Origin of the sequence: Nocardia otitidiscaviarum NBRC 14405 (assembly GCF_000308635.1) — a bacterium.
Taxonomy (GTDB): domain Bacteria; phylum Actinomycetota; class Actinomycetes; order Mycobacteriales; family Mycobacteriaceae; genus Nocardia; species Nocardia otitidiscaviarum.
Genome location: NZ_BAGD01000026.1, coordinates 85,816 through 110,972 on the forward strand (window position 1 = coordinate 85,816; position 25,157 = coordinate 110,972).

General features: G+C 70.0%; 26 protein-coding genes and 1 pseudogene. 11 read left to right on the forward strand and 16 right to left on the reverse strand.

Annotated elements, in window-relative coordinates; genetic code table 11:
- Positions 1–53 precede the first annotated feature (53 nt).
- From ON31_RS02915 to ON31_RS02925, 3 genes are all read left to right on the forward strand, one after another.
- Positions 54–701, forward strand: coding sequence for an FMN-dependent NADH-azoreductase (locus tag ON31_RS02915; RefSeq protein WP_039808969.1), 648 nt, complete (start codon positions 54–56; stop codon positions 699–701).
- A 1-nt stretch (position 702) separates the two neighbouring features.
- Positions 703–1,023, forward strand: coding sequence for a DMT family transporter (locus tag ON31_RS02920; RefSeq protein ID WP_039808971.1), 321 nt, complete (start codon positions 703–705; stop codon positions 1,021–1,023).
- 89 nt (positions 1,024–1,112) lie between these two features.
- Complete coding sequence (locus ON31_RS02925) at positions 1,113–1,556, forward strand: OsmC family peroxiredoxin (RefSeq protein WP_029925229.1); 444 nt, start codon at positions 1,113–1,115, stop codon at positions 1,554–1,556.
- Between the two features lie 81 nt (positions 1,557–1,637).
- Here the strand turns inward: ON31_RS02925 and ON31_RS02930 are convergent, their stop codons facing one another.
- From ON31_RS02930 to ON31_RS02940, 3 genes are all read right to left on the reverse strand, one after another.
- The gene (locus tag ON31_RS02930) at positions 1,638–2,402 is read right to left on the reverse strand and encodes a CbtA family protein (RefSeq protein ID WP_039808973.1); all 765 of its coding nucleotides are present in this window, start codon (positions 2,400–2,402) and stop codon (positions 1,638–1,640) included.
- Positions 2,393–2,587, reverse strand: coding sequence for a CbtB domain-containing protein (locus ON31_RS02935; RefSeq protein ID WP_029925233.1), 195 nt, complete (start codon positions 2,585–2,587; stop codon positions 2,393–2,395). The genes ON31_RS02930 and ON31_RS02935 overlap by 10 nt, the downstream gene beginning before the upstream one ends.
- Before the next feature lie 206 nt (positions 2,588–2,793).
- Positions 2,794–3,105, reverse strand: a complete 312-nt coding sequence (locus ON31_RS02940; protein ID WP_029925234.1) for an antibiotic biosynthesis monooxygenase family protein — start codon at positions 3,103–3,105, stop codon at positions 2,794–2,796.
- Positions 3,106–3,300: 195 nt separating this feature from the next.
- Here ON31_RS02940 and ON31_RS02945 point away from each other — a divergent pair, with 195 nt between their 5' ends.
- The 4 genes from ON31_RS02945 (at position 3,301) to ON31_RS02960 (ending at position 6,415) form a co-directional block, all read left to right on the forward strand.
- Positions 3,301–4,056, forward strand: a complete 756-nt coding sequence (locus ON31_RS02945) for an alpha/beta fold hydrolase (protein ID WP_039809135.1) — start codon at positions 3,301–3,303, stop codon at positions 4,054–4,056.
- Positions 4,057–4,078: 22 nt separating this feature from the next.
- On the forward strand, positions 4,079–4,261 hold the full coding sequence (locus ON31_RS02950) for a glycine zipper domain-containing protein (protein ID WP_081592190.1): 183 nt from the start codon (positions 4,079–4,081) through the stop codon (positions 4,259–4,261).
- Between the two features lie 106 nt (positions 4,262–4,367).
- A complete protein-coding gene (locus ON31_RS02955) occupies positions 4,368–5,537 on the forward strand; it encodes an acyl-CoA dehydrogenase family protein (RefSeq protein ID WP_039808977.1) in 1,170 nt (389 codons plus the stop codon).
- 59 nt (positions 5,538–5,596) lie between these two features.
- Positions 5,597–6,415, forward strand: coding sequence for an enoyl-CoA hydratase/isomerase family protein (locus tag ON31_RS02960; protein ID WP_039808979.1), 819 nt, complete (start codon positions 5,597–5,599; stop codon positions 6,413–6,415).
- Between the two features lie 19 nt (positions 6,416–6,434).
- Here the strand turns inward: ON31_RS02960 and ON31_RS02965 are convergent, their stop codons facing one another.
- The 6 genes and pseudogenes from ON31_RS02965 to carD form a co-directional block, all read right to left on the reverse strand.
- Positions 6,435–6,713, reverse strand: coding sequence for a hypothetical protein (locus ON31_RS02965; RefSeq protein ID WP_029925243.1), 279 nt, complete (start codon positions 6,711–6,713; stop codon positions 6,435–6,437).
- A gap of 372 nt (positions 6,714–7,085) precedes the next feature.
- Entirely contained in the window at positions 7,086–8,057 is a 972-nt protein-coding gene (gene rlmB, locus ON31_RS02970; protein WP_029925245.1) for a 23S rRNA (guanosine(2251)-2'-O)-methyltransferase RlmB, read from the reverse strand.
- Between the two features lie 656 nt (positions 8,058–8,713).
- A complete protein-coding gene (gene cysS / locus ON31_RS02975; protein ID WP_039808981.1) occupies positions 8,714–10,114 on the reverse strand; it encodes a cysteine--tRNA ligase in 1,401 nt (466 codons plus the stop codon).
- 63 nt (positions 10,115–10,177) lie between these two features.
- Positions 10,178–10,645: a 2-C-methyl-D-erythritol 2,4-cyclodiphosphate synthase gene (gene ispF / locus ON31_RS02980; RefSeq protein WP_029925249.1), complete on the reverse strand. Its 468-nt coding sequence runs from the start codon at positions 10,643–10,645 to the stop codon at positions 10,178–10,180.
- A gap of 161 nt (positions 10,646–10,806) precedes the next feature.
- Positions 10,807–11,481, reverse strand: a pseudogene (gene ispD / locus ON31_RS02985) (2-C-methyl-D-erythritol 4-phosphate cytidylyltransferase); the annotation flags it as partial.
- A gap of 2 nt (positions 11,482–11,483) precedes the next feature.
- Positions 11,484–11,972: an RNA polymerase-binding transcription factor CarD gene (gene carD / locus ON31_RS02990; protein WP_019931623.1), complete on the reverse strand. Its 489-nt coding sequence runs from the start codon at positions 11,970–11,972 to the stop codon at positions 11,484–11,486.
- Positions 11,973–12,289: 317 nt separating this feature from the next.
- Here carD and ON31_RS02995 point away from each other — a divergent pair, with 317 nt between their 5' ends.
- From ON31_RS02995 to disA, 3 genes are all read left to right on the forward strand, one after another.
- Positions 12,290–12,964: a copper chaperone PCu(A)C domain-containing protein gene (locus tag ON31_RS02995; RefSeq protein WP_039808983.1), complete on the forward strand. Its 675-nt coding sequence runs from the start codon at positions 12,290–12,292 to the stop codon at positions 12,962–12,964.
- A gap of 146 nt (positions 12,965–13,110) precedes the next feature.
- Positions 13,111–14,511, forward strand: coding sequence for a DNA repair protein RadA (gene radA, locus ON31_RS03000; protein WP_039808985.1), 1,401 nt, complete (start codon positions 13,111–13,113; stop codon positions 14,509–14,511).
- On the forward strand, positions 14,511–15,668 hold the full coding sequence (gene disA / locus ON31_RS03005) for a DNA integrity scanning diadenylate cyclase DisA (RefSeq protein ID WP_081592180.1): 1,158 nt from the start codon (positions 14,511–14,513) through the stop codon (positions 15,666–15,668). Before radA ends, disA begins: the two co-directional genes overlap by 1 nt.
- A 111-nt stretch (positions 15,669–15,779) precedes the next feature.
- Here disA and ON31_RS03010 read toward each other — a convergent pair whose 3' ends face one another.
- Positions 15,780–16,439, reverse strand: a complete 660-nt coding sequence (locus tag ON31_RS03010; protein WP_029925258.1) for a DUF4232 domain-containing protein — start codon at positions 16,437–16,439, stop codon at positions 15,780–15,782.
- Between the two features lie 153 nt (positions 16,440–16,592).
- Positions 16,593–17,216 carry a carbonic anhydrase gene (locus ON31_RS03015; RefSeq protein WP_039809141.1) on the reverse strand — a complete coding sequence of 208 codons (624 nt, stop codon included), beginning with the start codon at positions 17,214–17,216 and terminating at the stop codon, positions 16,593–16,595.
- A gap of 171 nt (positions 17,217–17,387) precedes the next feature.
- On the opposite strand from ON31_RS03015, the gene ON31_RS03020 reads away from it, so the two are divergent.
- Complete coding sequence (locus tag ON31_RS03020; RefSeq protein WP_039808987.1) at positions 17,388–18,257, forward strand: iron-sulfur binding domain-containing protein; 870 nt, start codon at positions 17,388–17,390, stop codon at positions 18,255–18,257.
- 313 nt (positions 18,258–18,570) lie between these two features.
- On the opposite strand, the gene ON31_RS03025 is transcribed toward ON31_RS03020, so the two are convergent.
- The 5 genes from ON31_RS03025 to kstR form a co-directional block, all read right to left on the reverse strand.
- A complete protein-coding gene (locus ON31_RS03025) occupies positions 18,571–19,449 on the reverse strand; it encodes a metal ABC transporter permease (protein WP_029925263.1) in 879 nt (292 codons plus the stop codon).
- The gene (locus ON31_RS03030; protein WP_081592181.1) at positions 19,446–20,354 is read right to left on the reverse strand and encodes a metal ABC transporter ATP-binding protein; all 909 of its coding nucleotides are present in this window, start codon (positions 20,352–20,354) and stop codon (positions 19,446–19,448) included. The genes ON31_RS03025 and ON31_RS03030 overlap by 4 nt, the downstream gene beginning before the upstream one ends.
- Positions 20,355–20,484: 130 nt before the next feature.
- Complete coding sequence (locus ON31_RS03035) at positions 20,485–21,456, reverse strand: metal ABC transporter solute-binding protein, Zn/Mn family (RefSeq protein ID WP_051036741.1); 972 nt, start codon at positions 21,454–21,456, stop codon at positions 20,485–20,487.
- A gap of 174 nt (positions 21,457–21,630) precedes the next feature.
- On the reverse strand, positions 21,631–24,213 hold the full coding sequence (gene otsB, locus ON31_RS03040; RefSeq protein WP_039808989.1) for a trehalose-phosphatase: 2,583 nt from the start codon (positions 24,211–24,213) through the stop codon (positions 21,631–21,633).
- A 278-nt stretch (positions 24,214–24,491) separates the two neighbouring features.
- Positions 24,492–25,139 carry a cholesterol catabolism transcriptional regulator KstR gene (kstR, locus tag ON31_RS03045; RefSeq protein WP_039808991.1) on the reverse strand — a complete coding sequence of 216 codons (648 nt, stop codon included), beginning with the start codon at positions 25,137–25,139 and terminating at the stop codon, positions 24,492–24,494.
- Between the last annotated feature and the right edge of the window lie 18 nt (positions 25,140–25,157).

Sequence of the window (25,157 nt, forward strand, 5' to 3'; positions counted from 1 at the left end):
TGGCCTGGTGTCCAATCAAACGGACATAGTGTCCACTTTGGAGGTAGGAAATCATGCCCGCGCTACTGCACCTCGACGCTTCCGCCCGCCGCACCGCCATCAGCCGCGAACTCGGTGCCGCCTTCGCCGACGCCTGGCGAGCCGAACACCCCGACGGCGACTACCGCTACCGCGACCTCGCGGCCGAGCCGGCGCCGTTCATCGGGGAGGGCTGGACCGAGCTCTGCGACCGCGTACTCGCGCACGGCAACACCGATCTGGACCGGCTCGCGGAGCTGGCGGAGACGCCCGCACAACGCGCGGCCTGGGCGATCGTCGAACCGCTGCTCGCCGAGGTGCGCGCCGCCGATGTGGTGCTGATCGGGACGCCCATGTACAACTATTCGATTCCGGCGAGCCTCAAGGCCTGGCTCGACCAGATCACCTTCCCGCGAATGTCCTTGGCTCCCAGGCGCTTCGTGGTCGCCACCGCCCGCGGCGGCGCGTACTCGCCGGGTGCGCCCAAGGAGAGGTTCGACTACCAGGAGCGTTACCTGCGTGACTTCTTCGCGGGCCACTTCGCGGTCGAAGACGCCGTGTTCATCACCGCCGAACTGGCCAACTCCCGCCAGGACCCGGCGCTGGCGCACCTGCGCGACAAGCACGACGCCTCCTACACCGCCGCACTGGCGACCGCCCGCCGACTCGGCAAGGAGTACTGACATGGCCTGGCTGGTACTGGTTGCGGCCGGACTGGTGGAGATCGCCTGGTCGCAGTCCATCAAACCGACGCAGAACTTCACCAGGCCGGTGCCCACCCTCATCTGCCTGGCGCTCATGGCGGTCGCGGTCTGGCTGTTGTCCTACGCCATGCGGACGCTGCCGGTCGGCACCTCGTACGCCATCTTCACCGGTATCGGCGCGGTGGGCGCGATCGGTCTGGGTGTGCTCATCCAGAAGGACCCGCTCAGCGTGGGCCGGATGCTCGCGCTGGCGCTCATCATCGGCGGCATCGTGCTGGCCAGGGTGACGAATCCGGGGTGAACGCGACGATCGTCGCCTACCCCGACTCACGAATCGGCACAGCGGTATAGGTTCGAACCCGTAAGCCTTCGAATCCTGAAAGGACAGTGATGCCTACACGTACCGCGCGTACCGCCTGGACCGGCGGTCTGCAGGACGGCTCGGGCCAGGTCGAGCTGAGCAGCTCCGGCGTCGGCAAGTACGACGTGTCGTTCCCGAAGCGCTCGGCCGACAGCGCCGACGGCACCACCAGCCCGGAGGAGCTGATCGCCGCCGCGCACTCGTCCTGCTACGCCATGGCGCTCTCCGCCGAGATCGGCCGGGCCGGCGGCACCCCGCAGGCCCTGGACGTCACCGCCGATGTGACGCTGGGCCCGGACCCGGCGGGCGGTTTCCGGATCGCCAATATCAAGCTGACCGTCGTCGGCCGGGCCGAGGGCATCGACGCCGACGGTTTCCTCGCCGCTGCCAATGCGGCCAAGGCCGGTTGCCCGGTGAGCAAGGCGCTCGCCGGTGTGGACACCATCGAACTGGCCGCCTCGTTCGACTCCTGAACGGCCCGTACGCGCCGAGGGGCGATGTCTTCGGACATCGCCCCTCGGCCGTACCTCCGGCGGTCCGCGCCGGTCCTCGAATTACCGGGCGGGCTCGGCGATCTCGCGAACCTGAGCGCGGCTCGCGAATTCGGTCAGGGCCGCGAACGCCAGCCCGAGCACCACCCACAGTGTGGTGGTCACGGACAGCGACGCCACCCGGAACTCCCACAGCAGCGACGCCGGGAAATCGTCGGCCACCTCGTTCACACCGGGCAGCGCGATATAGCCGACGGCCACAATGGCCACGAAGGCCGCCGTCGCGCCGATGAGCCGCACCGTTTCGAGCCGACCCCGCAGCAGCTCGAACACGTACACGGCGACACCGACGGCCGCGAACCCCAGCAGCACCACCGCGACCCACAGCCAGGTGCGGTCGTTGATGGTCTCCGGATCGCCCACGGCGGGCGGATTGGCCGGATACTTGAAGAACGGCACCGCGACGATCGCCAGCCAGCCACCGGCGGCCAGCCCGAGCGCCAGCCTCGGTCCCGGTGAATTCGTATGCCGCCGCGCCACATTGGCGACGGCCGCGTAGATCGCGCCCAATGCCATCCCGGTCAGGCCGAGCGCGAGGAACTGTCCGAACTTCTGGCCGGTGCGGCTGACGAGTGCTTCCTCCTCGTCACCGTGCGAATGGCCGCCGCCGCCGTGCGACTGTGCGGCCTGGGCCTCCTCGATGGCGATGGCCGCCTCCACCTTGGGTTCCCCGATGAGGAAACCGACGGTGCCCGCCAGCAGACCCGCGATGAGTCCGGCCAGCAGGCCCCGTAGGAGGAGGGTTTTCAGGGAACCGCTCAGTGGCATGGGACGCCCAGCAGGTGTCGGCCGTCGTGCATGAGCTCGTGCATGAACATCCCGGTGCGGGAGATCGCGCCCTGATCGAAGCCGACCAGGTACAGCGTGAGCAGTGCGAGAAGGACGACGCCTGCCGTGACGAGCCACGCGTTGAGCGCGTCACCGGCCCGGCCGGGGGAGTGGACGATGGCCATTCGAGCCTCCTTCGGGGATTCCGCGTCCCCGTCGAGATGGGTGCGACGGTGCCGGTGTCTGGCTCTCCGGCACCCGCCTCGAAGGCTCGGTGCGAGGATTACAGTGGCGCGACCGCCCCGGAATCACACCGGGTTACGCGTCACCATCGCATTGTTCACCCAGAACTGTCGCATCCTCGCCGACCGACCGTCAACAGGGGGTGTGATCAGGCGTTCTTGCCCGCCACATCGAGCACCACCTCGAACTCCAGCAGCGAGGCCCCGGTGGCGACCGGCTTGCGTGCCTCGCCCGCATGTGCCTCGCGCGCCGGGCCGTCCCGCCACGCCGCGAAGGACTCCTCCGAATCCCACTGCGTGACAACGAAGTACCGGTTCTCCCCGGCGGTCGGCCGCAGCAGCTGGAATCCCAGGAAACCCGGTGAGTTCTCCACCGCGTGCGCCCGCGCGGCGAACCGCTTCTCCAGCTCCGGGCCCGCGCCCTCGGGGATCTCGATTGCATTGATCTTCACGACTGCCATACCGCGAGAGTAGGCCCGTCCCCTCTCGGTGTCTTCAGCGCACGGCCTGAGAGCCGTTGACCGTTTCGCGCGCGTGCCTGCGACCTGTGCCGAATCCGTGTCGGGCGTGCCGGACGAGTTACCGCGCCGCGCGAAACAGCTGTCGGGTCCGGCGCTTGTTCACCCCCCCGTGATCCGGCACGTATGGTCGCGGTGATGTTGTACGACGAAGGCGGCACGGGGGCACCGATCCTGCTGCTGCACGGTTTGATGGGCAGCGCCCGCACCTGGCGGGGTCAGCTGGACTGGCTGCGCGAGTTCGGGCACGTGTACACCTTCGATGCCGCCGGGCACGGCCGTCCGGCACCGGCGGAGCTCACCACCGAGGCGTTCGTGGCCGATCTGGCCGCCGCCACCGCCCCGGTTTCCGAGCCCATGGTGGTCATCGGGCATTCGATGGGCGCGCTGCACGGCTGGGTTTTCGCCGCGACCCATCCCGAGCGGGTACGCGCGCTCGTGGTGGAGGACATCGCCCCCGATTTCCGCGGGCGCACCGCCGCGAACTGGGCCGCCATGATCGCCGCTTGGCCGCAGCCGTTCCCGGACGACGCCGCCATGCTCGACCACTTCGGGCCGGTCGCCGGTCGCTACTTCATGAACTCCTTCACGCGCGGCCCCGACGGCTACCGCCTGCACGGCGCGGTCGACACCTTCCGTGACATCTCCGAGGAGTGGGGCGGTCGCGATTTCTGGTCCGAGTGGCGCTCGATCACGGTCCCGGCCCTGCTCATCGAGGGCGAGCACACCATCACGCCGCCGGGCCAGATGCGGGAGATGGCCGCGGTCCACCCGAACGCCCGCCACATCGTCATCCCCGACGCCGGTCACCTGGTGCACGACGATCAGCCCGCCGCCTACCGCGCCGAGGTCGAGCGCTTCCTCCGCGCCGTTCTGGACCCGTCCGAATCATGATCACGGCATGGACAATCGGGACATGAGCGAGAACGGTGACGGCGCGAATCGCCCGCAGGGCACCCGGACGGCATTCGGGTTGTCTCTCGGCCTGTGCTTGGGCGCGGCCTTCGGTCTGCTGACCGGCAATCTCGCCTTGGGGATCGGTGTCGGCATGGCGCTCGGTGTGGCGGCGGGTGCGCTGTACGAGCACCGCGCCCGGTAGCCACCGCGCTCACCGATCGAGCATTCTGCGGGCGGGTGCCTTCAGTCTGGCGGAGGGGTCGTCGTATGCTCGGGCTCACGCATCCCAGAGTGAATGGTGACCAACGATGATCGACTTCGCGATTCCTGCCGAGCTCGCCGCCGAACGCGATCGGGTACGGCAGTTCGTCATCGACAAGATCGTGCCCTTCGAACGCGACCCGCGGCTGACCGCGCACGGTCCCACCGACGAGCTGCGCCAGGAGTTGGTGGAGCTGGCTCGGGCCGAGAAGCTGCTCACCATCCAGGCCCCGGTCGAACTGGGCGGGCGCGGGCTCTCGCACATCGAGCAGGCGGTGCTCTACGAGGCGGCCGGGTGGTCGACGCTCGGCCCGGTCGCCATGAACTGCGCCGCCCCCGACGAGGGCAATATGTTCCTGCTCTCCAAGGTCGCCGACCCCGAGCAGACCGAGCGCTATCTGCGGCCGGTCATCGACGGCCACCAGCGCTCCGTCTTCGCCATGACCGAACCGGGCGGCGCGGGCTCGGACCCGAACCAGCTGGCCACCGAGGCCACCTTCGACGGCGAGAACTTCACCGTCAACGGCACCAAGTGGCTGATCACCGGCGCGGACGGCGCGAAGACCTGGATCATCATGGCGCGCCTGACCGCCAACCCCTACCTGCCCGAGGGGCCGACCCTGTTCCTCGCCGAGGGCGACACCCCGGGCATCGTCATCGAGCGGGTCATGAACACCATGGACCGCAACTACGTCGGCGGCCACGCGGTGGTGCGCTTCGACAATCTGACGCTGCCCTCCGACGCCGTGCTCGGCGAGACCGGTCAGGCCCTGCGCTACGCCCAGCTGCGCCTGGCCCCCGCCCGGCTCACCCACTGCATGCGCTGGCTCGGCGCGGCCGAGCGCGCACAGGCCATCGCCGTGGACTACGCCAAGACCCGCACCGCCTTCGGCAAGCCCATCGGCGAACACCAGGGCGTGTCGTTCATGCTGGCGGACAACGAGATCGCGCTGCACCAGTGCCGCCTCACCATCTGGCACGCCTGCTGGCTCATGGACCAGGGCGAGAAGGCCCGCCACGAGAGCTCCATCGCCAAGTCCTACGTCTCCGAGGAACTGTTCAAGGTCACCGACCGCTGCGTCCAGGTGCTCGGCGGCATCGGCATCAGCGACGAGACCGTGGTGGAGATGATCTTCCGCGACATGCGTGCCTTCCGCCTCTACGACGGCCCCACCGAGGTGCACAAATACGCGATCGGCCGCAAGATCCTGCGATGAGGGCGAAAGCCTCGTTCGGAGCCCAGCGAAGGCAAATGCCCACCACGTAGGATCCCTGCATGAGTTCGGATCTGCATGTCGATGTATCGGGCGGGGTCGCAGTCCTGACGCTCAACCGGCCCGCCCAGCAGAATGCGCTCACCCCTGCCATGGCCGCGGAACTGGGTGCGGCGCTGCGGCGCTGCGATACCGAGGACGCCATCGGCGCGGTGGTGATCACGGGTACGCCGCCCGCGTTCTGCGCGGGCGCGGACCTGTCGGCCAAGGTCGGTGAGGTCAGCGGCAGCATCGACCCCGCGCCGTTCCGGATCCGCAAACCGGTGATCGCCGCGGTGAACGGCCACGCCGTGGGCATCGGCTTGGAGATCGCCCTGCAATGCGATCTGCGCTACGTCGCCCGCGACGCCGTGTACGGCCTGAACCAGGTGCGTCGCGGCGCGGTCGCCGACGGCTACGCGCACTGGACGCTGCCGCGCCTGATCGGTATGGCCCATGCCGCCGACATTCTGCTCACCGGCCGCACCTTCGACGGCGAGGAGGCCGCCGCCATCGGCCTGGCCAACAACAGCCTGCCCGGCGGCGAGGTGCTGCCCACCGCGCTGGCCGTCGCCCACGACATCGCGAACGGATCGGCACCGCTGCCGACCGCGCTGTCCAAGCGCCTGCTGTGGGAGGGGCTGGGCATGACCCCGGAGACGGTGGGCCGCCTGGAGACGGATCTGAACGGTTTCGTCGCTCGGTCCGCCGACGGCGGCGAGGGCATCGCCGCGCTGCGCGACCGCCGCCAGCCCAAGTGGTCCGGTTCGGTGAGCGGCGAATGGCCGTCCTGGGATACCGGCGACCAGCTCACCGACCGCGATCAGCCCCGCCTGGACTGACGGATCGGGCGGTGTCGCGTCAGTCGCCGCCGCCGATGAGCATCATCAGGAACAGGAACGCCACGAAGACCATGAGAATCGTCCCGATGATCCCCAGCACGTAGCCGACGAGTACCTGCACGCGCCCGCCGAACGCGCCCCCGGACGCCTCGATGTCGTTGAGCGCCCGCCGTCCCAGTGCCCACGCCACCGGACCCAGTGCGCCGCAGCAGAACACGCTCAGCGTCCCGAGCAGCAACACCGTCGTCGCATGTGGATGCTCGACCGGCTGTCCGATGGGCTGGTTCTGGATGACCACCGGCTGATTTTACGTTCGCCGACCCCGGAACCGCTGACTTACGCGCCGTCTCGGGCGCGCCGCCCCCGCCGCCGACCGCGCGACCGGTATCGAGGTCCGGTGCTCGGCAGGCGCGGATATCGCCGGGACCAGCGAGATCAGCCGCGGTCCCACCGTCGCTCCGCCGTGCCGGTCGGCGCGCGAACCATACTGCCCCACAGCGGCTTTCCGTGCTCCGGCGACCGATAGCACTGTGCCCGAGGCGGATTCGGCAGACGGCCCTGCCGTGCTCGCGGACAGGGCGGCTGCAGATATCGGGCGCACACACTGTGGGACTGTCGCCGCCGCGGGGCTGCCGCCGCTGGACTGCCCCGTCCGGTCGCGGAATGGGGATCAGCCGCGGCGCTGGCGGGCGATATCGGAGAGGACGACGCCCGCGGCGACGGAGGCGTTCAGCGACTCGACCGGCCCCGCCATGGGAATGCTCAGGATGGCATCGCAGTTCTCGCGCACCAGCCGCGACAGCCCCTTGCCCTCGGAGCCGACCACCACGACCGTCGGTGCGGTGCCGTCGAATTCGTCGAGGGTGGTGTCGCCGCCCGCGTCCAGGCCGACGATCTGGTAGCCCTGCGCGGCCCAATCCTTCAAGGTGCGAGTGAGATTGGTGGCGCGGGCGACGGGCAGGCGAGCGGCCGCACCGGCGCTGGTGCGCCAGGCCACGGCCGTGACGCTGGCGCTGCGGCGCTGCGGGATCACCACACCCTGGCCGCCGAACGCGGCCACCGAGCGGATCACCGCGCCCAGATTGCGCGGGTCGGAGATATTGTCCAGGGCCACCAGCAGCGCGGGCTCCCCGGAATCGCGGACCCGGTCCACCAGATCGTCCGGGTGGGCATAGCGGTACGGCGGCACCTGTAGGGCCAGGCCCTGGTGCATGCCGTTGCTGCTCATCCGGTCCAGGTCGGTGCGCGGCACCTCCAGGATGGAGATGCCGGTGTCGGCGGCGATCTGCACCGCCTCGGTGAGCCGGTCGTCGTTCTCGGTGCCCTGCGCCACGTACAGGGCGCTGGCCGGAACACCGGCCCGCAGGCACTCCACCACCGGGTTGCGGCCCAGCACCAGTTCGGGACCGTCGTCACCCTTGCCGCCGCGCGCCGGGCCCCGGCCTCGCGGCTGCTGGGACTGCGCCGCTTTGGCCGCGGCCGCCGCCCGCTTGGCCGCGGGATGTTTGGTCCGCATATGCGCGGGCGGGGTCGCGCCGCGCCCCTCCAGCCCCCGCCGCCGCTTGCCGCCGGATCCGACCACCGCGCCCTTCTTGGAGCCCGACTTGCGGACCGCGCCGCGCCGCTGTGAATTGCCTGCCATCACTTCGCCTTCCGTGTCATGCGGTGCTCCCGCGCCCGATCGTCCGTGTCGACCGCATCGGCGCGGTCCCGCTGTGCCCGGCTGCCGTGTGCAAGCCCGTACCGGGTCCTCGTCCTCGTTGTCGCCCCCCATCATCCCGCTACCGGGCTCCGTGCGGTTACCCGGCACCCGCCGCTGGGCCGTTCCGGCACCCGAGGTGAGGCGGTTCCGGCACCCGAAGTGGGGCCGTTCCGGCATCCGTCGCGGGCCGCTCCGAACCGTGGTGGATGCCGCCCGGGCAACCGCCGCCGTGCTCGCTCGGGAGCCCGCCGAACCTCCGCCGGGAGTCTCTTCTCGCAGCCGCTCGTGTCACCCGGTCCGTCCCGTTTCGCCGGGCACGGACACCGTGTGGTCGCCGCGCGTGGCCGATGCGGAACCACGTCCGGATACGGCCGCCGACCGACGCTCGCGTGAGCGGCCCCGCACAACGGATGGTCTCATCCGACGGTTCGGCGCGCCCGTCCGGGGTTGCACGGCCGAATCGGTTCGGTACGGCTGTCCGGGAGCGGGTGCGATCGCCGTTGAGAACTTGGTGTTCGCCCGTCACCTCGCGCTACCGGTGGCGGTCCCGTCACCCGATCCGGTCGTCCCTACCGTGTCGGATTTCGGTTCGTCGCTCACCGTTCCTTCTCGGCGAGCGACCATTCCGGCCCGTCGGGCGTGTCGGTGACCTGCACCCCCGCTTCTTCGAGCCGGTCGCGCACCGCGTCCGCGGTGGCCCAGTCCTTGGCGGCCCTCGCCTCCTGGCGTCGGCGCAGCTCCGCGCCGATGAGCACGTCGAGCGCGGCGACGGCGGCGGTGTCGTCGGCGGGCGCGGCCCAGTGCGGGTCGAGCGGATCCACACCGAGGATGTCGAGCATGGCGCGCAGCTGGCTCGCGATCTCGCGGGCCGCGCCGAGATCTCCGGAGTCGAGTGTCTTGTTGCCGTCGTGCACCAGCCGGTGGATCTCCGCGAGGGCTTTGGGCACCGCCAGATCATCGTTCAGCGCATCGGCGAATCCGGCGGTCCAGGTGCCGACCGGCACCTCCCCGGTCCGCTCGGCCACGCGCTGGATGAGCGCCTCGATACGCCGGTATCCGGCGGCGGCCTCCGCGAGCGCTTGGTCGGAGTACTCCAGCACCGACCGATACTGCGCACTGCCGAGGTAGTAGCGCAGCTCCACGGCCCGCACGCCCACACGTTCGAGCACCTTGGCCACGGTCAGCGTATTGCCCAGCGACTTGGACATCTTCTCGCCGCCCATGGTCACCCAGTGGTTGTGCAACCAGTAGCGGGCGAAACCGTCCCCGGCCGCCCGTGACTGGGCGATCTCGTTCTCGTGGTGGGGGAAAACGAGATCCATTCCACCGCAATGGATGTCGAATTCGCCCCCGAGGTAGTACTCGGCCATGGCGGAGCATTCCAGATGCCAGCCCGGCCGCCCCGGCCCCCACGGCGACGGCCAGCTCGGCTCGCCCGGCTTGGCGGCCTTCCACAGCGTGAAGTCGCGCGGGTCCCGTTTACCGGTCCCGGCGCTCTCGCCCTGGTGCACATCGTCGAGCTTGTGCCCGGACAGCCGCCCGTACTCGGGGAAGCTCAGCACGTCGAAGTAGACATTGCCCTCGGAGTCGTACGCGTGCCCGCGCGCGATGAGTCGCTGCATGAGCTCGACCATCTGGGTGATGTGCCCGGTAGCCCGCGGTTCCGCCGACGGCGGCAGCACATTGAGCGCGGCGTAGGCGCTGTCGAAGGCCCGCTCGTAGGTGGCGGCCCACTCCCACCACGGCCGCCCGGCCTCGGCGGCCTTGGTCAGGATCTTGTCGTCGATATCGGTGACATTGCGGATGAAGGCCACATCGAAGCCATTGGCGGTGAGCCAGCGCCGCAGCACGTCGAAGGCGACATTGCTGCGCAGGTGGCCGATGTGGGGTTCACCCTGCACGGTCGCGCCACACAGGTACACCGAGGCATGGCCGGGGACCAGCGGCGTGAAGTCACGCAGGGTCCGCGTCTCGGTGTCGAACAGGCGCAGAGTCACGACAAGGCATCCTAGCTTGTGAATGGTTGCGGAATTACGGGTGGAACAACAGCACCGGGAACGTCAGGAAAGACGACAGAGCATGGCGGTGGCGACCGCGGCGATTCCCTCACCGCGTCCGGTCAGTCCCAGACCGTCGGTGGTGGTCCCGGACACCGATACCGGCGCGCCGAGCAGATCGCCGAGCACCTGTTGCGCTTCCGTGCGGCGCGGTCCGATCTTGGGCCGGTTGCCGATGACCTGTACGGCCGCGTTGACGATGCCGTAGCCCGCCTCGTCGAGCAGCCGCCGCACCTCCTTCAGCATGGCCGCGCCGGTGACGCCCTCCCATTCGGGGCGTCCGACGCCGAAGACCGCGCCCACATCGCCGAGCCCGGCGGCCGACAGCAGGGCGTCGCACAGCGCGTGCGCGGCCACATCGCCGTCGGAGTGTCCGGCGCAGCCGCTGTCACCGTCGAAGAGCAGTCCGGCGATCCAGCAGGGGCGGCCGGGTTCGATGGGGTGCACGTCGGAGCCGATGCCCACGCGCATGGCGGTCGGATCGATCATCGCGGCACCGTCGCGGAGGATGATTCCGGCCGATCGCCCGGTGTGTCGGGCGCGCCGCGCGCAACGTCAAGGGGGCTGGCAGAGATGTCAAGGGGGCTTCTGTGGCCAAGGCCATCCTGGCGTGTCGCGCGCTGCCGAGCCGCGAGGGTATCGGCGAGCGTGAGATCCAGGGGAGTGGTGATCTTGAAAGCCAGCGGGTCGCCCGGCACGGTATGCACGGTCGCGCCCAGCAATTCCACCAGTCCGGCGTCATCGGTCGCCTGGGTGTCGCCCGTGTACGCGTCGCGCAGCAGGGCCGCGTCGAAGCCCTGCGGCGTCTGAATCGCGCGCAGCGCGGAACGGTTCGGCGTTCCGGTCACCTCTCCGGCCGCGTCCACCGACTTGATCGTGTCGGACACCGGCACCGCGGGCACCACGGCCCGCCGCCCCGCCCGCAGTTCGGCCACCACGCGGGCGATCAGTGACGGCGGCGTGAGGGCACGGGCCGCGTCGTGGACGAGCACATGGGTGGCGTCCGGCGCGGCCGCGAGACCGGCCCGGACGGAATCGGTGCGTTCGGCCCCACCGACCACGACGCTCACCGCCACCGCGCCCGAGGCGGGCAGCAGTCGGCGAGCGTCATCGACCAGCTCGGCGGGGACCATCACCACGACGTGGTCCACCACCGCGGAGGCGATGAGACCGTCTACGGCGAGTCGGAGCATGGGACTGCCGCCGACCGGAACGAAAGCCTTGGGGAGTGATTCCCCGAGGCGAACGCCCATGCCGGCGGCAGGCACCAACGCCACGACACGAAGGCCGTCGCGCGATGTATTCACTGTCAGGAGGCCGCCGCGAGAACCTCGTCGAGCAGGGTCTCGGCCTTGACATCGTCGGTGCCCTCGGCGAGAGCCAATTCACCGACAAGGATCTGACGGGCCTTGGCCAGCATCCGCTTCTCGCCAGCGGAGAGGCCGCGGTCCTGCTCCCGACGCCACAGATCGCGAACGACCTCGGCAACCTTGTTCACATCGCCGGAGGCGAGCTTCTCGAGGTTGGCCTTGTAGCGGCGAGACCAGTTGGTCGGCTCCTCGGTGTGCGGAGCACGCAACACCTGGAAGACCCGATCGAGGCCTTCCTGACCGACCACGTCGCGAACGCCGACATATTCAGCGTTCTCGGCGGGAACCCGAACGGTGAGGTCGCCCTGTGCGACCTTCAGGACCAGATACTCCTTCTGCACACCCTTGATGGTGCGAGTTTCGATAGCTTCGATCAGCGCCGCTCCGTGGTGGGGGTAAACGACGGTGTCTCCGACCTTAAAAATCATGTGTCCCGTGCCCCTTTCGATGTTCACAGTTTAACATGCGACTCGGTAACGGCGCGATCAACGATGCAGGTCAGGGCCACAACTAGGCGGCGGCGGGGGTTGACAGAACCGATTGAGTGTGCATCTGCGTTGTGCCATAAGGAGATACCGGCCACACGTGTTCGCGCGTTCATCCCTTGGCGCATCACGCAATTCCGCATCCGCGTGTGAGCGAACCGCGACACCGCCCCCGCGCGAGGCGCCGGAAGTCGCCCACTACTCTCTTTGACTACTACTCTCCATAGTGGAGTGAGCCCGGTCGACATGGAGGACAACCCGTGACTGCCCTGAAAGCCACCACAGCGTCGAAACCGCGGCGTGCCGCGACACTGATCGCACTCGCTGCGGGCGCGGCGCTCGCGTTGACGGGCTGCAGCGCCGGCCAGATCTCGCAGACGGCGGACCAGGTCGCCGCCGTCAACGGCAACAGCGCCGACGTCGGCAAGATCGCGCTGCGCGATGTGCGGATCCTGCTGCCGCAGTCGGCGGAGTACGACAACGCCAAGGGCGGCAAGGCGCTGCTGGCGTTCAGCGCCATCAACCTCGGCGAGCACCAGAGCGACACCCTGGTCAGCATCGAGGCCCCCGACCTGGGCGCCGTCCAGATCGACGGCAAGGTGGAACTCGGCCCGCAGTCGACCGTGGTCGCGGGCGAGGCCGCCGGCGCCGGTGACTCGCATGCCGATCCCGCGCACTCCGACGACGCGCACGGCGCGCCCGTCGCCGAAGCGCCCGCCGACGAGGTCGCCGACCCGGCCGCCGACCCGCTGAAGATCGAGATCACCGGCCTCCAGCAGGACGTCACCGCTGGCCTCACCTACCCGGTGCGCTTCAACTTCAAGGAGAACGGCACCGTCCTGGTGAACGTTCCGGTCGACGCGGGCGTCGAGCTGGAGCGCGCCGTCACCGACAAGTCGCGTTCGGGCGAGGGCGGCGGAGGCGGCGGCCACTGAGCCAGTCCAACGCTGTCATCGGCCGGTCCGCACCAGGTGCGGACCGGCCGTCGCGTAAGTACGAGATGGATGCGGGCCGTCGCGGGCGGACCGGGAACTGGCGCGGCGGGGGCGGGACTGTCGGGGCGCGTTATTAGGCTGCCCGCGTGGCCAAGGTGAAAACGCTGTACCGCTGCTCCTCCTGCCAGCACGAGGTCGCCAAGTGGGTGGGCCGGTGTCCGGAGTGCGGCGGCTGGGGCACCATCGACGAGGTCGCCGCGACCTCGACGGCCGCGGCCGTGGGTCGCCGGGCCATGCTGCCGAGCACCGCGGCCGCGCCGATCTCCAGTATCGATTCCAAGACGACGCGGGCCCGCTCCACGGGCGTGTCGGAGCTGGATCGGGTGTTGGGCGGGGGCATCGTGCCCGGTTCGGTGGTGCTGCTGTCGGGGGAGCCCGGGGTGGGCAAGTCCACGCTGCTGCTCGAGGTGGCGCACCGCTGGGCGCGGCAGCGTGACGAGAAGTCGCTGTACGTGACCGCGGAGGAGTCCGCCGGACAGGTGCGCCTGCGCGCCGACCGCACCGATGCCGTGCACGAACGGGTCTACCTCGCGGCCGAATCCGATCTCGCCACCATCTTCGGCCATGTGGATCAGGTGAAACCCACACTGCTGGTGGTCGATTCGGTGCAGACCATGCTGGCCGCCGACGCCGACGGCGTCATGGGCGGCGTCACCCAGGTCAAGGCGGTGACGGCGGCGCTCACCTCGATGGCCAAGGCCAGCGGTATCGCCGTGCTGCTGGTCGGCCACGTCACCAAGGACGGCGCGGTGGCGGGTCCGCGCACGCTCGAGCACCTGGTGGACGTGGTGCTGCAGTTCGAGGGCGACAAGCACTCCACCCTGCGCATGGTGCGCGGCATCAAGAACCGTTTCGGCTCCACCGACGAGGTGGGCTGCTTCGAGATGCGCGAGAGCGGCATCGCCTGCGTGGACGACCCGTCCGGGCTGTTCCTGCACCACCGGGGCGTGGCGGTGCCCGGTACCGCGGTCACGGTGGCCATGGACGGCAAGCGCCCCATGCTGGGCGAGGTGCAGGGCCTGACCGTGGACACCCAGGTGCCCGCGCCGCGCCGCGCGGTGAGCGGGCTCGACTACAACCGGGTCGCCATGGTGCTGGCCGTACTCCAGAGCCGCTGCGGTCTCTACGTGGGCAAGCAGGATGTGTACGCCGCCACCGTCGGCGGTATGCGGCTGGCCGAACCGGCCGCGGATCTGGCGGTGGCCCTGGCCATCGTGAGCGCGCACCAGGATCGGGCGCTGCGGCCCGGCATGGTGATCCTCGGCGAGGTCGGACTGGCGGGGGAGGTGCGCCGGGTGGCCGGGCTGACCAGGCGGCTGGCCGAAGCTGAACGGCTCGGCTTCACCGAGGCGCTGGTACCGCCGGGGGTGGACCGCGCCGGACGCACCATGACCCTGCGCGAGGTCTCGGACCTGGGGTCGGCCATCGCCGCCAGCGGACTACGCCGTCGTCGGGCGAAGGCGCCGGTCGAGGCGGTCGGCGACTGATGGCCGGGCGGTGGGTGAGCGGGCTGCTCGGTCGCTCGAATTCCGCTGCGGCCGGGGACGGTTCGGCAGCGAGCGCGAATGACGGCGCGGCGCGCGACAATTCCGCGAACGCGCGCCGCGATGTGCTCTCGCGATTCGTGCCCGGCACGCAATTGCGCGACGGGATCGATCGAATTCTGCGGGGCCGCACCGGTGGATTGATCGTGCTCGGTTACGACGATCGGGTGGAGCGCATCTGCGACGGCGGATTCGAATTGGATGTCGAATTCGCGCCGACCCGGCTGCGGGAATTGTCGAAAATGGATGGGGCGGTGGTGCTTTCCACCGACGGCACGCGAATTGTGCGCGCCAATGTGCATTTGGTGCCCGATCCGGCGCTGCCGACCGTCGAATCCGGCACCCGGCACAAGGCGGCCGAACGCACCGCCGCGCACACCGGATATCCGGTGGTGTCGGTGAGCCGCTCCACCGGCCTGGTGACCGTGTACACGCACGGCGACCGATATCTGGTGGAGGATTCGCCGCTCATTCTGTCGCGCGCCAATCAGGCCATGGCAACCCTGCAGCGCTACCGGGCCCGCTTGGACGAGGTGACCCGGCGGCTGTCCGCGCTGGAGATCGAGGACTTCGCCACCCTGCGCGATGTGCTCACCGTGCTGCACTGCCTCGAGCTCATGCGCCGGACCGCGGGCGAGATCGACCAGGCGGTCGCCGAACTCGGCGTCGACGGCCGTCAGCTCGCCCTGCAACTGACCGAACTGGTGGCCGACACCGCACAGTTGCGGCGGCTGCTCGTCCGCGACTACCTGGTGGCGGAGCGGGCCGGGGAGCCCCGCATCGACCGCGCGCTGGCGCGACTGGACGCGTTCGGCGAGCCGGAACTGCTCGTGCTGGCCGATCTGGCTCCGCCGCTGGGCTATCCGGCCACCCTGGAGGCCCTGGACACACCGGTGGGGCCGCGCGGCTATCGGCTGCTGGCCGAGATACCCCGGGTCCCGTTCCGGCGAGTGGAGCCGCTCGTGGACGCCTTCGGCGGCCTGCGCGGGCTGTTGGACGCCACCCAGGCCGATCTGGAAACCGTGGACGGCATCACCCCCGCCACCGCCCGCCGCATCCGCGAGGGCCTGTCCCGCCACGCCGCTGGCGGCGACTGCTGAACCCGGTGCCGGTCGCCGTGGTGGCAGGCCGGTGTCGGCGCTCAGGTGGCGGCTCGGGTCTCGGCGCTCAGGTGATGGTGGCGGTCCGGGTCTCCGCGCTCGGGTGATCGCTCAGGTGATGTTGAACGGCTCCGGGGAGCTGGTGACCGAGCCGAGTTGCGCCACAACGCTGTACGGTCCCGGCGGCACCGGCACGCGCTCGCCCGCGCAATTGGGCTGCGAGGTGGAGCCCGACCAGGTGACGGTGAAGGCGGCCTGCTGACCGGGCTGCAGGGTGCGCACGTCGGGGGTGCCCTCCGGGTAGCAGTCGGTGCTGGCCCACATACGGCGCTGGCCGTCCAGCGAGGTCACCGCGACCTCCTGCAACCCCGAACCCATATCGCGCTCACAGGCCTCGCTGGAGATATTGGTGATGACGATGCCGAAGACCGGCTGCTCACCCGCCTTGTAGGTGGGCGCGCCGACGCTCACCTTCACCGCGAGGGACTGGTCCGGGCACTGCTTGCCCTGTGCCGCGGGCCCGGCCTCGGCGGTGGCATTGGCCTGGGACTGCGCCGAATCCGACTCCGATGTGTCGGAGGAACTTCCGGCTGCCTTGTTGGTGGCGGCCGTGGTGGTGTCCGCGGCGGCGGAGCTGTCGTCGCCGTCGCCGCGCAGTAGCGCGAAGGCCAGCCAGAGCACCAGTGCGAGGGCGACTACCAGCGCGCCGATCGCGAGCAGTCGGCGACGCCAGTAGATTTCCGGCGGCAGTGGTCCATTCGGTTCCAGCACGGCAACTACGGTAAGGGCACAGTTGGGCGCATCCGGCTCAGGGTCGCGGCGTGTCGGTGGGGAAAAGCCCCTGGGGCCGGGTAGATTTCAGCCCCTTCGGACACCCGACCAGCTCGCGGGGTCCCCACCTGCGCCGAACGTCCGTTCCGGCGGCTAGACGACCTCGCCGATATTGCCGATCACCCGGCGCAGCGTGATCTGTCCTTCGCCGAGCTTGTAGGTGACGCACGTGATGGCGCACTCACCGGCGGCCACCCGCTGCGAGATGACCATGGACCGCTGCATGAGCAGGCGCGCGGTCTCCTCGACGTGCCGCGCCTCCAGGTCGTCCACCGTCTCCAGCCCCTCGCGGCGGCCCAGCAGGATGGACGGCGTGACCCGCTCGACCACGCTGCGGATGAAGCCGCCGGGCACATTGCCGTTGTCGAGGGCGTCGATGGTGGCACGCACCGCACCGCAGCTGTCGTGGCCGAGCACCACGATGAGCGGGACGTTCAGCACCTGCACGCCGTACTCGATGGATCCGAGCACCGAGCTGTCCACCACGTGTCCGGCCGTGCGGACCACGAACATGTCGCCGAGGCCCTGGTCGAAGATGATCTCGGCGGCCACCCGGGAGTCACCGCAGCCGAACAGGATGGCCTGCGGGTGTTGCCCGGCAACCAGCTTGGCGCGATCGGCGGCGCCCTGGCTGGGGTGCAGCAGATTGCCGTTCACGAAACGCTCATTGCCCTCGCGCAGGGCTTTCCAGGCACTGATCGGATTGGATTGCGGCATGTGTCCCATTCTCCACATCGCATGGGTTACCGGCGAGTCCGCGACGTTACGGCGCGGCAAACACCCCCTTGCGCCCGGCCGCCACCGGCCGTGAGCACCCCGCCGACCTGCCGACTACCATCGCGTGGCGTCGGATGTCCCGGCTCCGACGGGCCGGGAGGAGGGCGGGAGATGGACAGCGACGCACTGGTCGAGTGGTACGAGCAGACCGCGCGGGATCTGCCGTGGCGGCGACCCGAGGTGACCGCGTGGCAGATTCTGATGAGCGAGATCATGCTGCAGCAGACGCCGGTGGCGCGGGTGGAGCCGATTTGGCGGGAGTGGGTGGTGCGCTGGCCGGTGCCCTCGGCCATGGCCGCGGCGTCCCAGGGCGAGGTGCTGCGGGCGTGGGGCAAGCTCGGCTATCCGCGGCGGGCGCTGCGGCTGCACGAATGCGCCCAGGCGCTGGCCCGCGACCACGGCGACGAGGTGCCCGCGGATGTGGAGGTGCTGTTGGGTCTGCCCGGGATCGGCGCGTACACCGCCCGCGCGGTGGCCTGTTTCGCCTACGGCCAGCGTGTGCCCGTGGTGGACACCAATGTCCGTCGGGTGGTCGCCCGGGCCGTGCACGGCCGTGCCGAGGCGGGCAATCCCGCCGCCCGCGACCTGGTCGAGACGGAGGCCCTGCTGCCGGTGCGGGTGGACCGCGCCGCGGTGTTCTCGGCCGCCCTCATGGAACTCGGCGCGGTGGTCTGCACGGCCCGCAACCCCGACTGCGACCGCTGTCCGCTGCCGTCGTGCGCCTGGGTCGGCGCCGGTCGACCGGCCTCGGACGTGGTCCGCAAGGTGCAGAAGTACGAGGGCACCGACCGCCAGGCCCGCGGCCGCCTCATGGACGTGCTGCGCGCCGCCCACGGCCCCGTCGAACGCGTCCGCCTGGACCTGGCCTGGACCCGCGATCCGGGCCAGCGCGACCGCGCCCTGGACTCGCTGCTGGTGGACGGCCTCATCGAACAGACCTCCGACGGCCTGTTCGCCCTGGCGGGCGAGGGCGGGGACTGAGCCCCGGCCGCGGCGGGCGCTCGGGTGCATGTGCTCCCGTGCACGCACACCCTCCGCGACGCGACGAGGTGGCGTCGTCGCGGAGGGCGCGCGTCGGGCGCGATCCGCTGCCCCTCATGCGGCAGATCGCGGGTCTCAGGGGCGCAGGCACGGACCGGCGCGTCGGTCCGAACCCGCCGGGCTCCTGTGGTTCTTGTTCGGCTTCGGGCGGCGGAAGATCCGCGCGGCCGTGAGATCGCCAGCCAGCCGCGCCGTGCGCGGCATCCGTGGTGGCGATTCGCCCGACCCGCACGGCGGCCGCCGTCGCAGCGACTCAGGTTGTGACGAGCGCCCGCCCGCGGGTTCTGGTGCGGCGGCCGACCATCCGGCAGATCACGTAGATCGCGAACGAGATGGTGGTGACGAAGGTCGAGATGGGCACGCCGGGAGCCAGCGAGAGCAGGATGCCGCCGACCGCCGCGACCTCCGCGAAGACGATGGACAGCACGGCGGCGTGCGCCGGATTGGCCGTCACCTGCGCCGCCGCGGCGGCGGGCGTGATGAGCAGCGCGAGCACCAGCAGCGCGCCCACGATCTGCACCCCGAAGGCGGCGGTGATGCCGACCAGCACCGCGAACACGACGGCGAGTGCGCGCACCGGAACCCCGCGCGCCACCGCGACTTCCGGATCGGTGCTGGCGAACAGCAGTGGGCGGTAGACGAATCCGAGCACCACCAGCACGCCCGCCGTGCAGGCGGCCAGCAGTCCGAGCCCGGAATCGCCGACGCTCACCACCTGCCCGGTGAGCAGCGAGAATTTCGACCCCGCGCGCTCGGGTCCGAGCCACAGGAACAGCACCGACAGACCCAGCCCGAACGACAGCACCACCGCGATCACCGAATCGCGTTCGCGCGCACGGGCACCCAGCACCCCGAACAGCACGGCCGCCACCACCGAACCGGCGATGGCCCCGAAACCGACGCCGATCCCGGCCAGCAGCGCCGCCGCCGCACCGGTGAGCGACAGTTCGCTGGTGCCGTGCACCGCGAAGGACATCTGGCGGCTCACGATGAGCGGCCCGATCGCGCCCGCGAGCAGGCCCAGCAGCGCCGCCGCCAGCACGGCCTGCTGCACGAAGTCGTAGGACAGCAGATGCGCGGTGGTGGCGAAGTCGAACATCTTGGCGAAGACGTCGGCGAGTTTGTCGTTCACGCGCGCACCTCGCCGTCACCGTGGCAGTGCTGCGCTCCGGCCGCGCCGAGCGCGTCCATGGTGTCGCCGGTGCCGACCACCACCAGGCGGCCGCGCACCCGCAGCACGTCCACCTCGGTGCCGTAGAGCTGCGAGAGCACCTCGGTGGTCATCACCTCGTCGGGCGGGCCGATCCGGAATTTGCCGTCCACCAGGTACAGCACCCGATCCACCAGCGGCAGCACCGGATTGATCTCGTGGGTCACGAACAGCACGGCGGTGTCGTGGGAGCGGCGGCGCTTGTCGATGAGCTCGGAGACCAGCCGCTGGTTGGCCAGGTCCAGGCTGAGCAGCGGTTCGTCGCACAACAGTACCCGGGGGTCGCCGACCAGGGCCTGGGCCACCCGCAGCCGCTGCTGTTCGCCGCCGGACAGCACGTCCAGCGGAGCATCGGCGAAGTGGTCCGCGCCCACATCGGCGATGGCGGCGGCCACCTTGCGCCGTCGTTCCCTGCGCCCGCGCAGGCCCAGCCCCCAGCGGTGCCCGTCCACGCCGAGCCCGACCAGGTCGACCCCGCGCAACTGCACGCCGGCGTCGATGGTCTTCTGCTGTGGGATGTAGCCGATATCCGGATTGCCCGCGCGGGCCGGACCGCCCGCGATCTCGGCGGTTCCGGCCGACAGACCGAGCTGGCCCAGCAGCACCTTCAGCAGTGAGGTCTTGCCGGAACCGTTGGGTCCGAGCACGGCGATGAACTCGCCGGGCGCGATTTCCAGATCGAGCCCGTCCCACAGCGTGCGCTCCCCGAACGCCAGCCGCGCCGCGGACAGCCGCACGGCCGGGGCGCCGGTCGGCGGCGCGGTGCCGCCGAGACTGTCGCCGACCGGACCGCTGGGAGAAACCACGCTGTTCACAGGGGTATTCATGTCGTCGCCCCGTCCATTGATTCCCGTCGCCCGGTCAGCCCGGGGAGCCGAGGTGGAAGCGTCCATTGTCTCTTCTCCGATCGCGACGTTGGCGGACATGGGGACGGGCGGACGGCTTCGCCGGCTGCGATCAGCTCAGCGCCTTGGCCAGGGCCTCGGCGTTGCGGGTCTGCCACTGAATGTAATCCAGGCCCTCGGGCAGGGTTTCGGTCACCTCGACCACGGGGATGCCCGCCGCCTCGGCCATGGCCTTCAGCTCCTTGGTGGTCTTGTCCTCGGTCTGGATGTTGTAGACCAGGGCCCGGACCTGCTTGCCGGTGAGCAGGTCGCGCACGGCGGCCACCGATGCCGGGGACGGATCGGTGCCCTGTTCGACGGCTTCCTGGAATTCGTGCGGCGTGCGATCGTCGGCCTTGGCGTCGAGCAGCAGGTAGTACGCGAGCGGCTCGGTCTGCACGACCGGCGTATTCGGGTGTTCGGCGGCGATTCGCTCGATGGTGGTCTCGATGGCCGTCAGTTTGTCGTTGAAGGCGACGGCCCGGTCGGCGTAGCTCTGCTTGTTGTCCGGGTCGAGTTCGCCGAGCACCTCGGCGATGTGGTTGGCGACCTCTCCGGCGACGTGCACGTCGTACCAGACGTGCTCATTGCCGTCACCGTGGTCGTGCCCGTGCTCGTCGGCATGCTCGTCGCGGTGCTCGTCGGGCTTCGTCTCGGTCGCGGCGGGAGCGTCGTGGGCGTGCGGGTCCTCCCCGGCGACCTCGACCGCGTTGACGGTCCTCTTGTCCTTGCCGGCGATGGCCTTGTCGATGAACTCGTCGTAGCCGCCGCCGTTGTAGACGATCAGATCGGCGTCGCTGATCTTGGCGGCCTCGACCGCGGTGACCTCGTAGGAGTGCGGGTCGGCGCTCGGGTCGGAGATCAGCGACTCGACCTCGATATCGGGCCCGGCGACCTGCTCGGTGATGTCTCCCCAGACATTCGTCGAGGCCACGATGGTCAGTTTCTCGGGATCGTCGGAGCCGGTCCCGCAGGCGGTGAGGGCTGCGGCGGTGGCGACACCCACGGCGATTCCGGCGAGGCGAACGGCGATTTTGCTTGTCACGCGGGGTACTCCACTTGCACTGGCTCAAAACGGAAACGATTTCCATTTAAATGTAGCGCACGGTGTCGGACACTTCCGCATCGCGGCCGTCGGTTGTGTCCGGCGACACCGCGGACAACGCGCGAGACCCCCGCGGGCGGGTTGCCCACGGGGGTCTCGAACAGCTCCGGCCGGTTATGCCTGCGGGGCCAGCACCGCCGCCACCGGCTGGCTGAGCAGCTGGGCGCAGCGCAGCAGGCCCAGGTGGCTGTACGCCTGCGGGTGGTTGCCGAGCGAGCGCTCGGCAACCGGGTCGTACTCCTCGGAGAGCAGACCGGTGGGCCCCGCCACGTCGACCAGCTGGGCGAACAGCGCCTCGGCGTCCTCCCGCTTGCCGATGAGCAGATACGCCTCGACCAGCCAGGCCGCGCACAGGTGGAAGCCGCCCTCACCGCCGGGCAGACCGTCGTCGTGGTGGTACCGGTACACGGTCGAGCCGCTGCGCAGCTCCGCCTCGGTGGCCACCACGGTGGCGTGGAAGCGCGGATCCGACGGTTCGATCAGTCCGCTGAGCCCGATGTGCAGGGTGGCGGCGTCCAGATCGGTGCCGTCGTAGGCCGCCGTGTAGGACTGCACCTCGTCGTTCCAGCCCTCCACCTTCACCTCGTCGGCGATGGTGTCGCGCAGCTTCTCCCAGTCCGGGTCCAGCGGCCGCCCGAACTGCCGGGCCAGGGTGATGGCCCGGTCCGCGGTGAGCCAGCCCATGACCTTGGAGTAGACGTGGTGCCGCGGATTGCCGCGGATCTCCCAGATGCCGTGGTCGGGTTCGCGCCAGCGCCGCTGCACGGCCGAGACCATGGCGACCACGAGCTCCCAATCCGCGTCGGGCAGGGCCTGACTCGGATCGGTGATGCCCTTCTTCTCGCGGGCATGCGCCAGCTGTGAGATGAGGTCCACGATGGGGCCGAACACGTCCAGCTGCACCTGCATATTCGCCGCGTTGCCGACGCGCACCGGCCGCGATCCGGCATAGCCGGGCAGCTGGTCGATGACGGCTTCCGGCGGCAGCGTCTCGCCGTAGAGGGTGTACAGCGGGTGCAGCCGCTCGGGGCCGGGCAGTGTTTCCAGCACCCGGTGGGTCCAGGCGAGCAGTTCCTCGGCCTCGTGCAGGGAGCCGAGCGAGACGAGCGCCGACGCGGTGAGCGAGGCGTCGCGCAGCCAGCAGTAGCGGTAGTCCCAGTTGCGCACGCCGCCGATGTCCTCGGGCAGCGAGGTGGTGGCCGCGGCCAGGATGGAGCCCGACGGCGCGTGCACGAGTCCGCGCAGGGTGAGCGCGGACCGTTTCATGAGGTCCGGTTTCAGCGGCGGCAGCTCGAGTTTGCCCGCCCAGTCCTTCCAGTACCGCTCGGCTTCCCGTCGCCGGTCCGCCTCCGGCGTCATGGCGGGTGCGAGATCGGAGGTGCCGCATCGCATTTCGAGCACGATCGGCCCGTTGCGGGGATCGACCACGGCGCGCGCGGTGTGGTGGATGCCGTCGTCGACGATCTCCCACTCGATTCCGGGGGAGCGCAGCACGATGGGATCGTTGGTGCCCTGCACCCGGATTCCGCCGGCCTGGCGGATCAGCTTGACCGGCACCTGACCGAATTCCGGTCGCGGCGCGAAGGTTACGACCGCTCGCGCGTCACCGGTGATGACGCGGGTCAGGTCGGTGCGTTCGGGTACCACGTCGTGCGGCAGATAGTCGACGACCTGCAAGCTGGCCCAACGGGTTTCGACGGTCATGGTGCCGTCGATGTAGCGCTGCGACAGCGGCAGTCCGGCGCGCTCCGGCGAAATGCTGAAGTGTCCGGCGCTGAATCCGCCGAGCAGATGCGCGAACACCGCCGCGGAGTCCGGCTCGGGGTGGCACAGCCAGGTGATGGTGCCGTCGGGGGTGACCAGGGCCTTGGATCGAGGGCTGGCCAGCATGGTCAGCCTTTCGATTCGGGGGGCGGAGGCACCGGCCAACCACGTGCGGCGCTCTTCCAGCAGGAAGGCCAGCGCCTTGGACACCGTCTCGGTATTGGCGACATGGTATTTGGCGAGGCTCTCGCCCTCGCCGACCTTGATGCCGACATCGGGTCCGGAGAGGCGCTTGAACGCCTTCTCGTCGGTGACGTCGTCGCCGATGAACACTGCCGCGGACGCGCCCTGCTGATGCCGGACGATATCCAGGGCCGCGCCCTTGTCGGTTTCGACCACCGCGAGTTCGATGACCTCTTTGCCCTCGGTGACCTGGATGCCGACCCAGCTGGCGGGACCCTGGCGCACCTGGACGAGGGCCCGGCGCCCGATTTCCGGGCTCGCGTTCCGGACGTGCAGGGCCACGCTGGCGGGTTTGATCTCGACGGTGACGCCCGGGTTGTCCTGGGCGATCTGGGTCAGGGTCGACTGCACTTCCTGCAGTAACTGTTTGGCGTCGTTGTCGATGGCGTGCACGAAGCCGACATCGAACTCCGAGCCGTGGCTGCCGATGAGCTGCACCTCGACGGGCAGCCGCGACAGCGCCGCGAGATCACGGAGCGCACGGCCCGAGATCACGGCGGCGGTGGTGCCGGTGAGTCCGGCGAGAGCGCGCAGGGCACTCACCGACTCCCGATGGGGATAAGCCTTCGCCGGGTCGGAGACGATCGGGGCGATCGTCCCGTCGTAGTCCGATGCGACCAGCAGCCGCGGCACCCGCGCGACCGCCGCGAGTGCCCGGCGAAGTTCCAGTGGCAGATCCTGTGCGCTCACGCATCCAACCTAGTGATCGGAGGAGAAATTTCAGGGCGCGAGAAACTCTACTGGGTGCTGATTGCCCACATGTTGGGGGCGTGATACATGGCGTTTACATTCGGGCGAACTGTCCCGGATGCGCGCTGTGAACGCCGGTGGGCTACTCGTGAGTCACTCCGCGACAGTGGCTTTCACCTGCGGAAACGCGGCGGTCCGGCGCGGCGGTGAGATATGCCACGCCGGACGGGTCGCAGTCGAGGTTGCTGGCCGCGATTGATTAGCTGGACGTGTCAGGGCTACTTGCCGTCGCCGATGAGCAGGTCGACGGTCAGCTCCAGTCGCTCGGTGACATCGGTCGCCGAGGCGCGCCGGGTCAGCCACGCCACCAGATTCGACATCCACACATCGGAGATGACGCGGGCGATGGCCAGCTGGCGGTCGGTGGGGGTGTCCTCGGCCAGGGCGCGGGCGAAGAACCGGTCCATCACCTTGCCGACCCGGTCGACCTCGGCGGCCGCGGAGGCGTCGGCGAACATGAAGGCGCGCGTCATGGCCTCGGTGAGCAGCGGATCGCGCTGCATGGCCCGGGTCACCTGCTGCAGCATGAGGTGCATGCGCTCCTGCGGGGTGTCGCCCGGCAGCGGCTTGCGCTTGCTCTCGAACTGCTCGAATTCCCGCGCCAGCGCGGAGACCAGCAGGTGCACCTTGGACGGGAAGTAGCGGTACAGCGTGCCGACGGCGACGTCCGCCCGTTCGGCGACCGCGCGCATCTGGACCGCGTCGTAGCCGCCCTTGGAGGCCAGCGCCATGGTCGCGTCGAGGATGCGCTTGCGCCGGTCACGCTGGGCGGCCGAGCTCAGGTCGTCCTCACTGAGCGTGGTCACCGGCGCGGTGCGGCTGGCGGCAGCCGGTTCGGCGGCCTGCGATCGGGAGGGACTGGCCATCGGTTGAAAGTCCTTTCC

Coding starts and splice junctions, on each gene's coding strand:
- ON31_RS02915 (WP_039808969.1), top strand. CDS start 54: ATGCCCGCGCTACTGCACCTCGACGCTTCCGCCCGCCGCACCGCCATC.
- ON31_RS02920 (WP_039808971.1), top strand. CDS start 703: ATGGCCTGGCTGGTACTGGTTGCGGCCGGACTGGTGGAGATCGCCTGG.
- ON31_RS02925 (WP_029925229.1), top strand. CDS start 1,113: ATGCCTACACGTACCGCGCGTACCGCCTGGACCGGCGGTCTGCAGGAC.
- ON31_RS02930 (WP_039808973.1), bottom strand. CDS start 2,402: ATGCCACTGAGCGGTTCCCTGAAAACCCTCCTCCTACGGGGCCTGCTG.
- ON31_RS02935 (WP_029925233.1), bottom strand. CDS start 2,587: ATGGCCATCGTCCACTCCCCCGGCCGGGCCGGTGACGCGCTCAACGCG.
- ON31_RS02940 (WP_029925234.1), bottom strand. CDS start 3,105: ATGGCAGTCGTGAAGATCAATGCAATCGAGATCCCCGAGGGCGCGGGC.
- ON31_RS02945 (WP_039809135.1), top strand. CDS start 3,301: ATGTTGTACGACGAAGGCGGCACGGGGGCACCGATCCTGCTGCTGCAC.
- ON31_RS02950 (WP_081592190.1), top strand. CDS start 4,079: ATGAGCGAGAACGGTGACGGCGCGAATCGCCCGCAGGGCACCCGGACG.
- ON31_RS02955 (WP_039808977.1), top strand. CDS start 4,368: ATGATCGACTTCGCGATTCCTGCCGAGCTCGCCGCCGAACGCGATCGG.
- ON31_RS02960 (WP_039808979.1), top strand. CDS start 5,597: ATGAGTTCGGATCTGCATGTCGATGTATCGGGCGGGGTCGCAGTCCTG.
- rlmB (WP_029925245.1), bottom strand. CDS start 8,057: ATGGCAGGCAATTCACAGCGGCGCGGCGCGGTCCGCAAGTCGGGCTCC.
- ispF (WP_029925249.1), bottom strand. CDS start 10,645: ATGCGCGTGGGCATCGGCTCCGACGTGCACCCCATCGAACCCGGCCGC.
- carD (WP_019931623.1), bottom strand. CDS start 11,972: ATGATTTTTAAGGTCGGAGACACCGTCGTTTACCCCCACCACGGAGCG.
- disA (WP_081592180.1), top strand. CDS start 14,511: ATGGCCGGGCGGTGGGTGAGCGGGCTGCTCGGTCGCTCGAATTCCGCT.
- ON31_RS03015 (WP_039809141.1), bottom strand. CDS start 17,216: ATGCCGCAATCCAATCCGATCAGTGCCTGGAAAGCCCTGCGCGAGGGC.
- ON31_RS03020 (WP_039808987.1), top strand. CDS start 17,388: ATGGACAGCGACGCACTGGTCGAGTGGTACGAGCAGACCGCGCGGGAT.
- ON31_RS03030 (WP_081592181.1), bottom strand. CDS start 20,354: ATGAATACCCCTGTGAACAGCGTGGTTTCTCCCAGCGGTCCGGTCGGC.
- kstR (WP_039808991.1), bottom strand. CDS start 25,139: ATGGCCAGTCCCTCCCGATCGCAGGCCGCCGAACCGGCTGCCGCCAGC.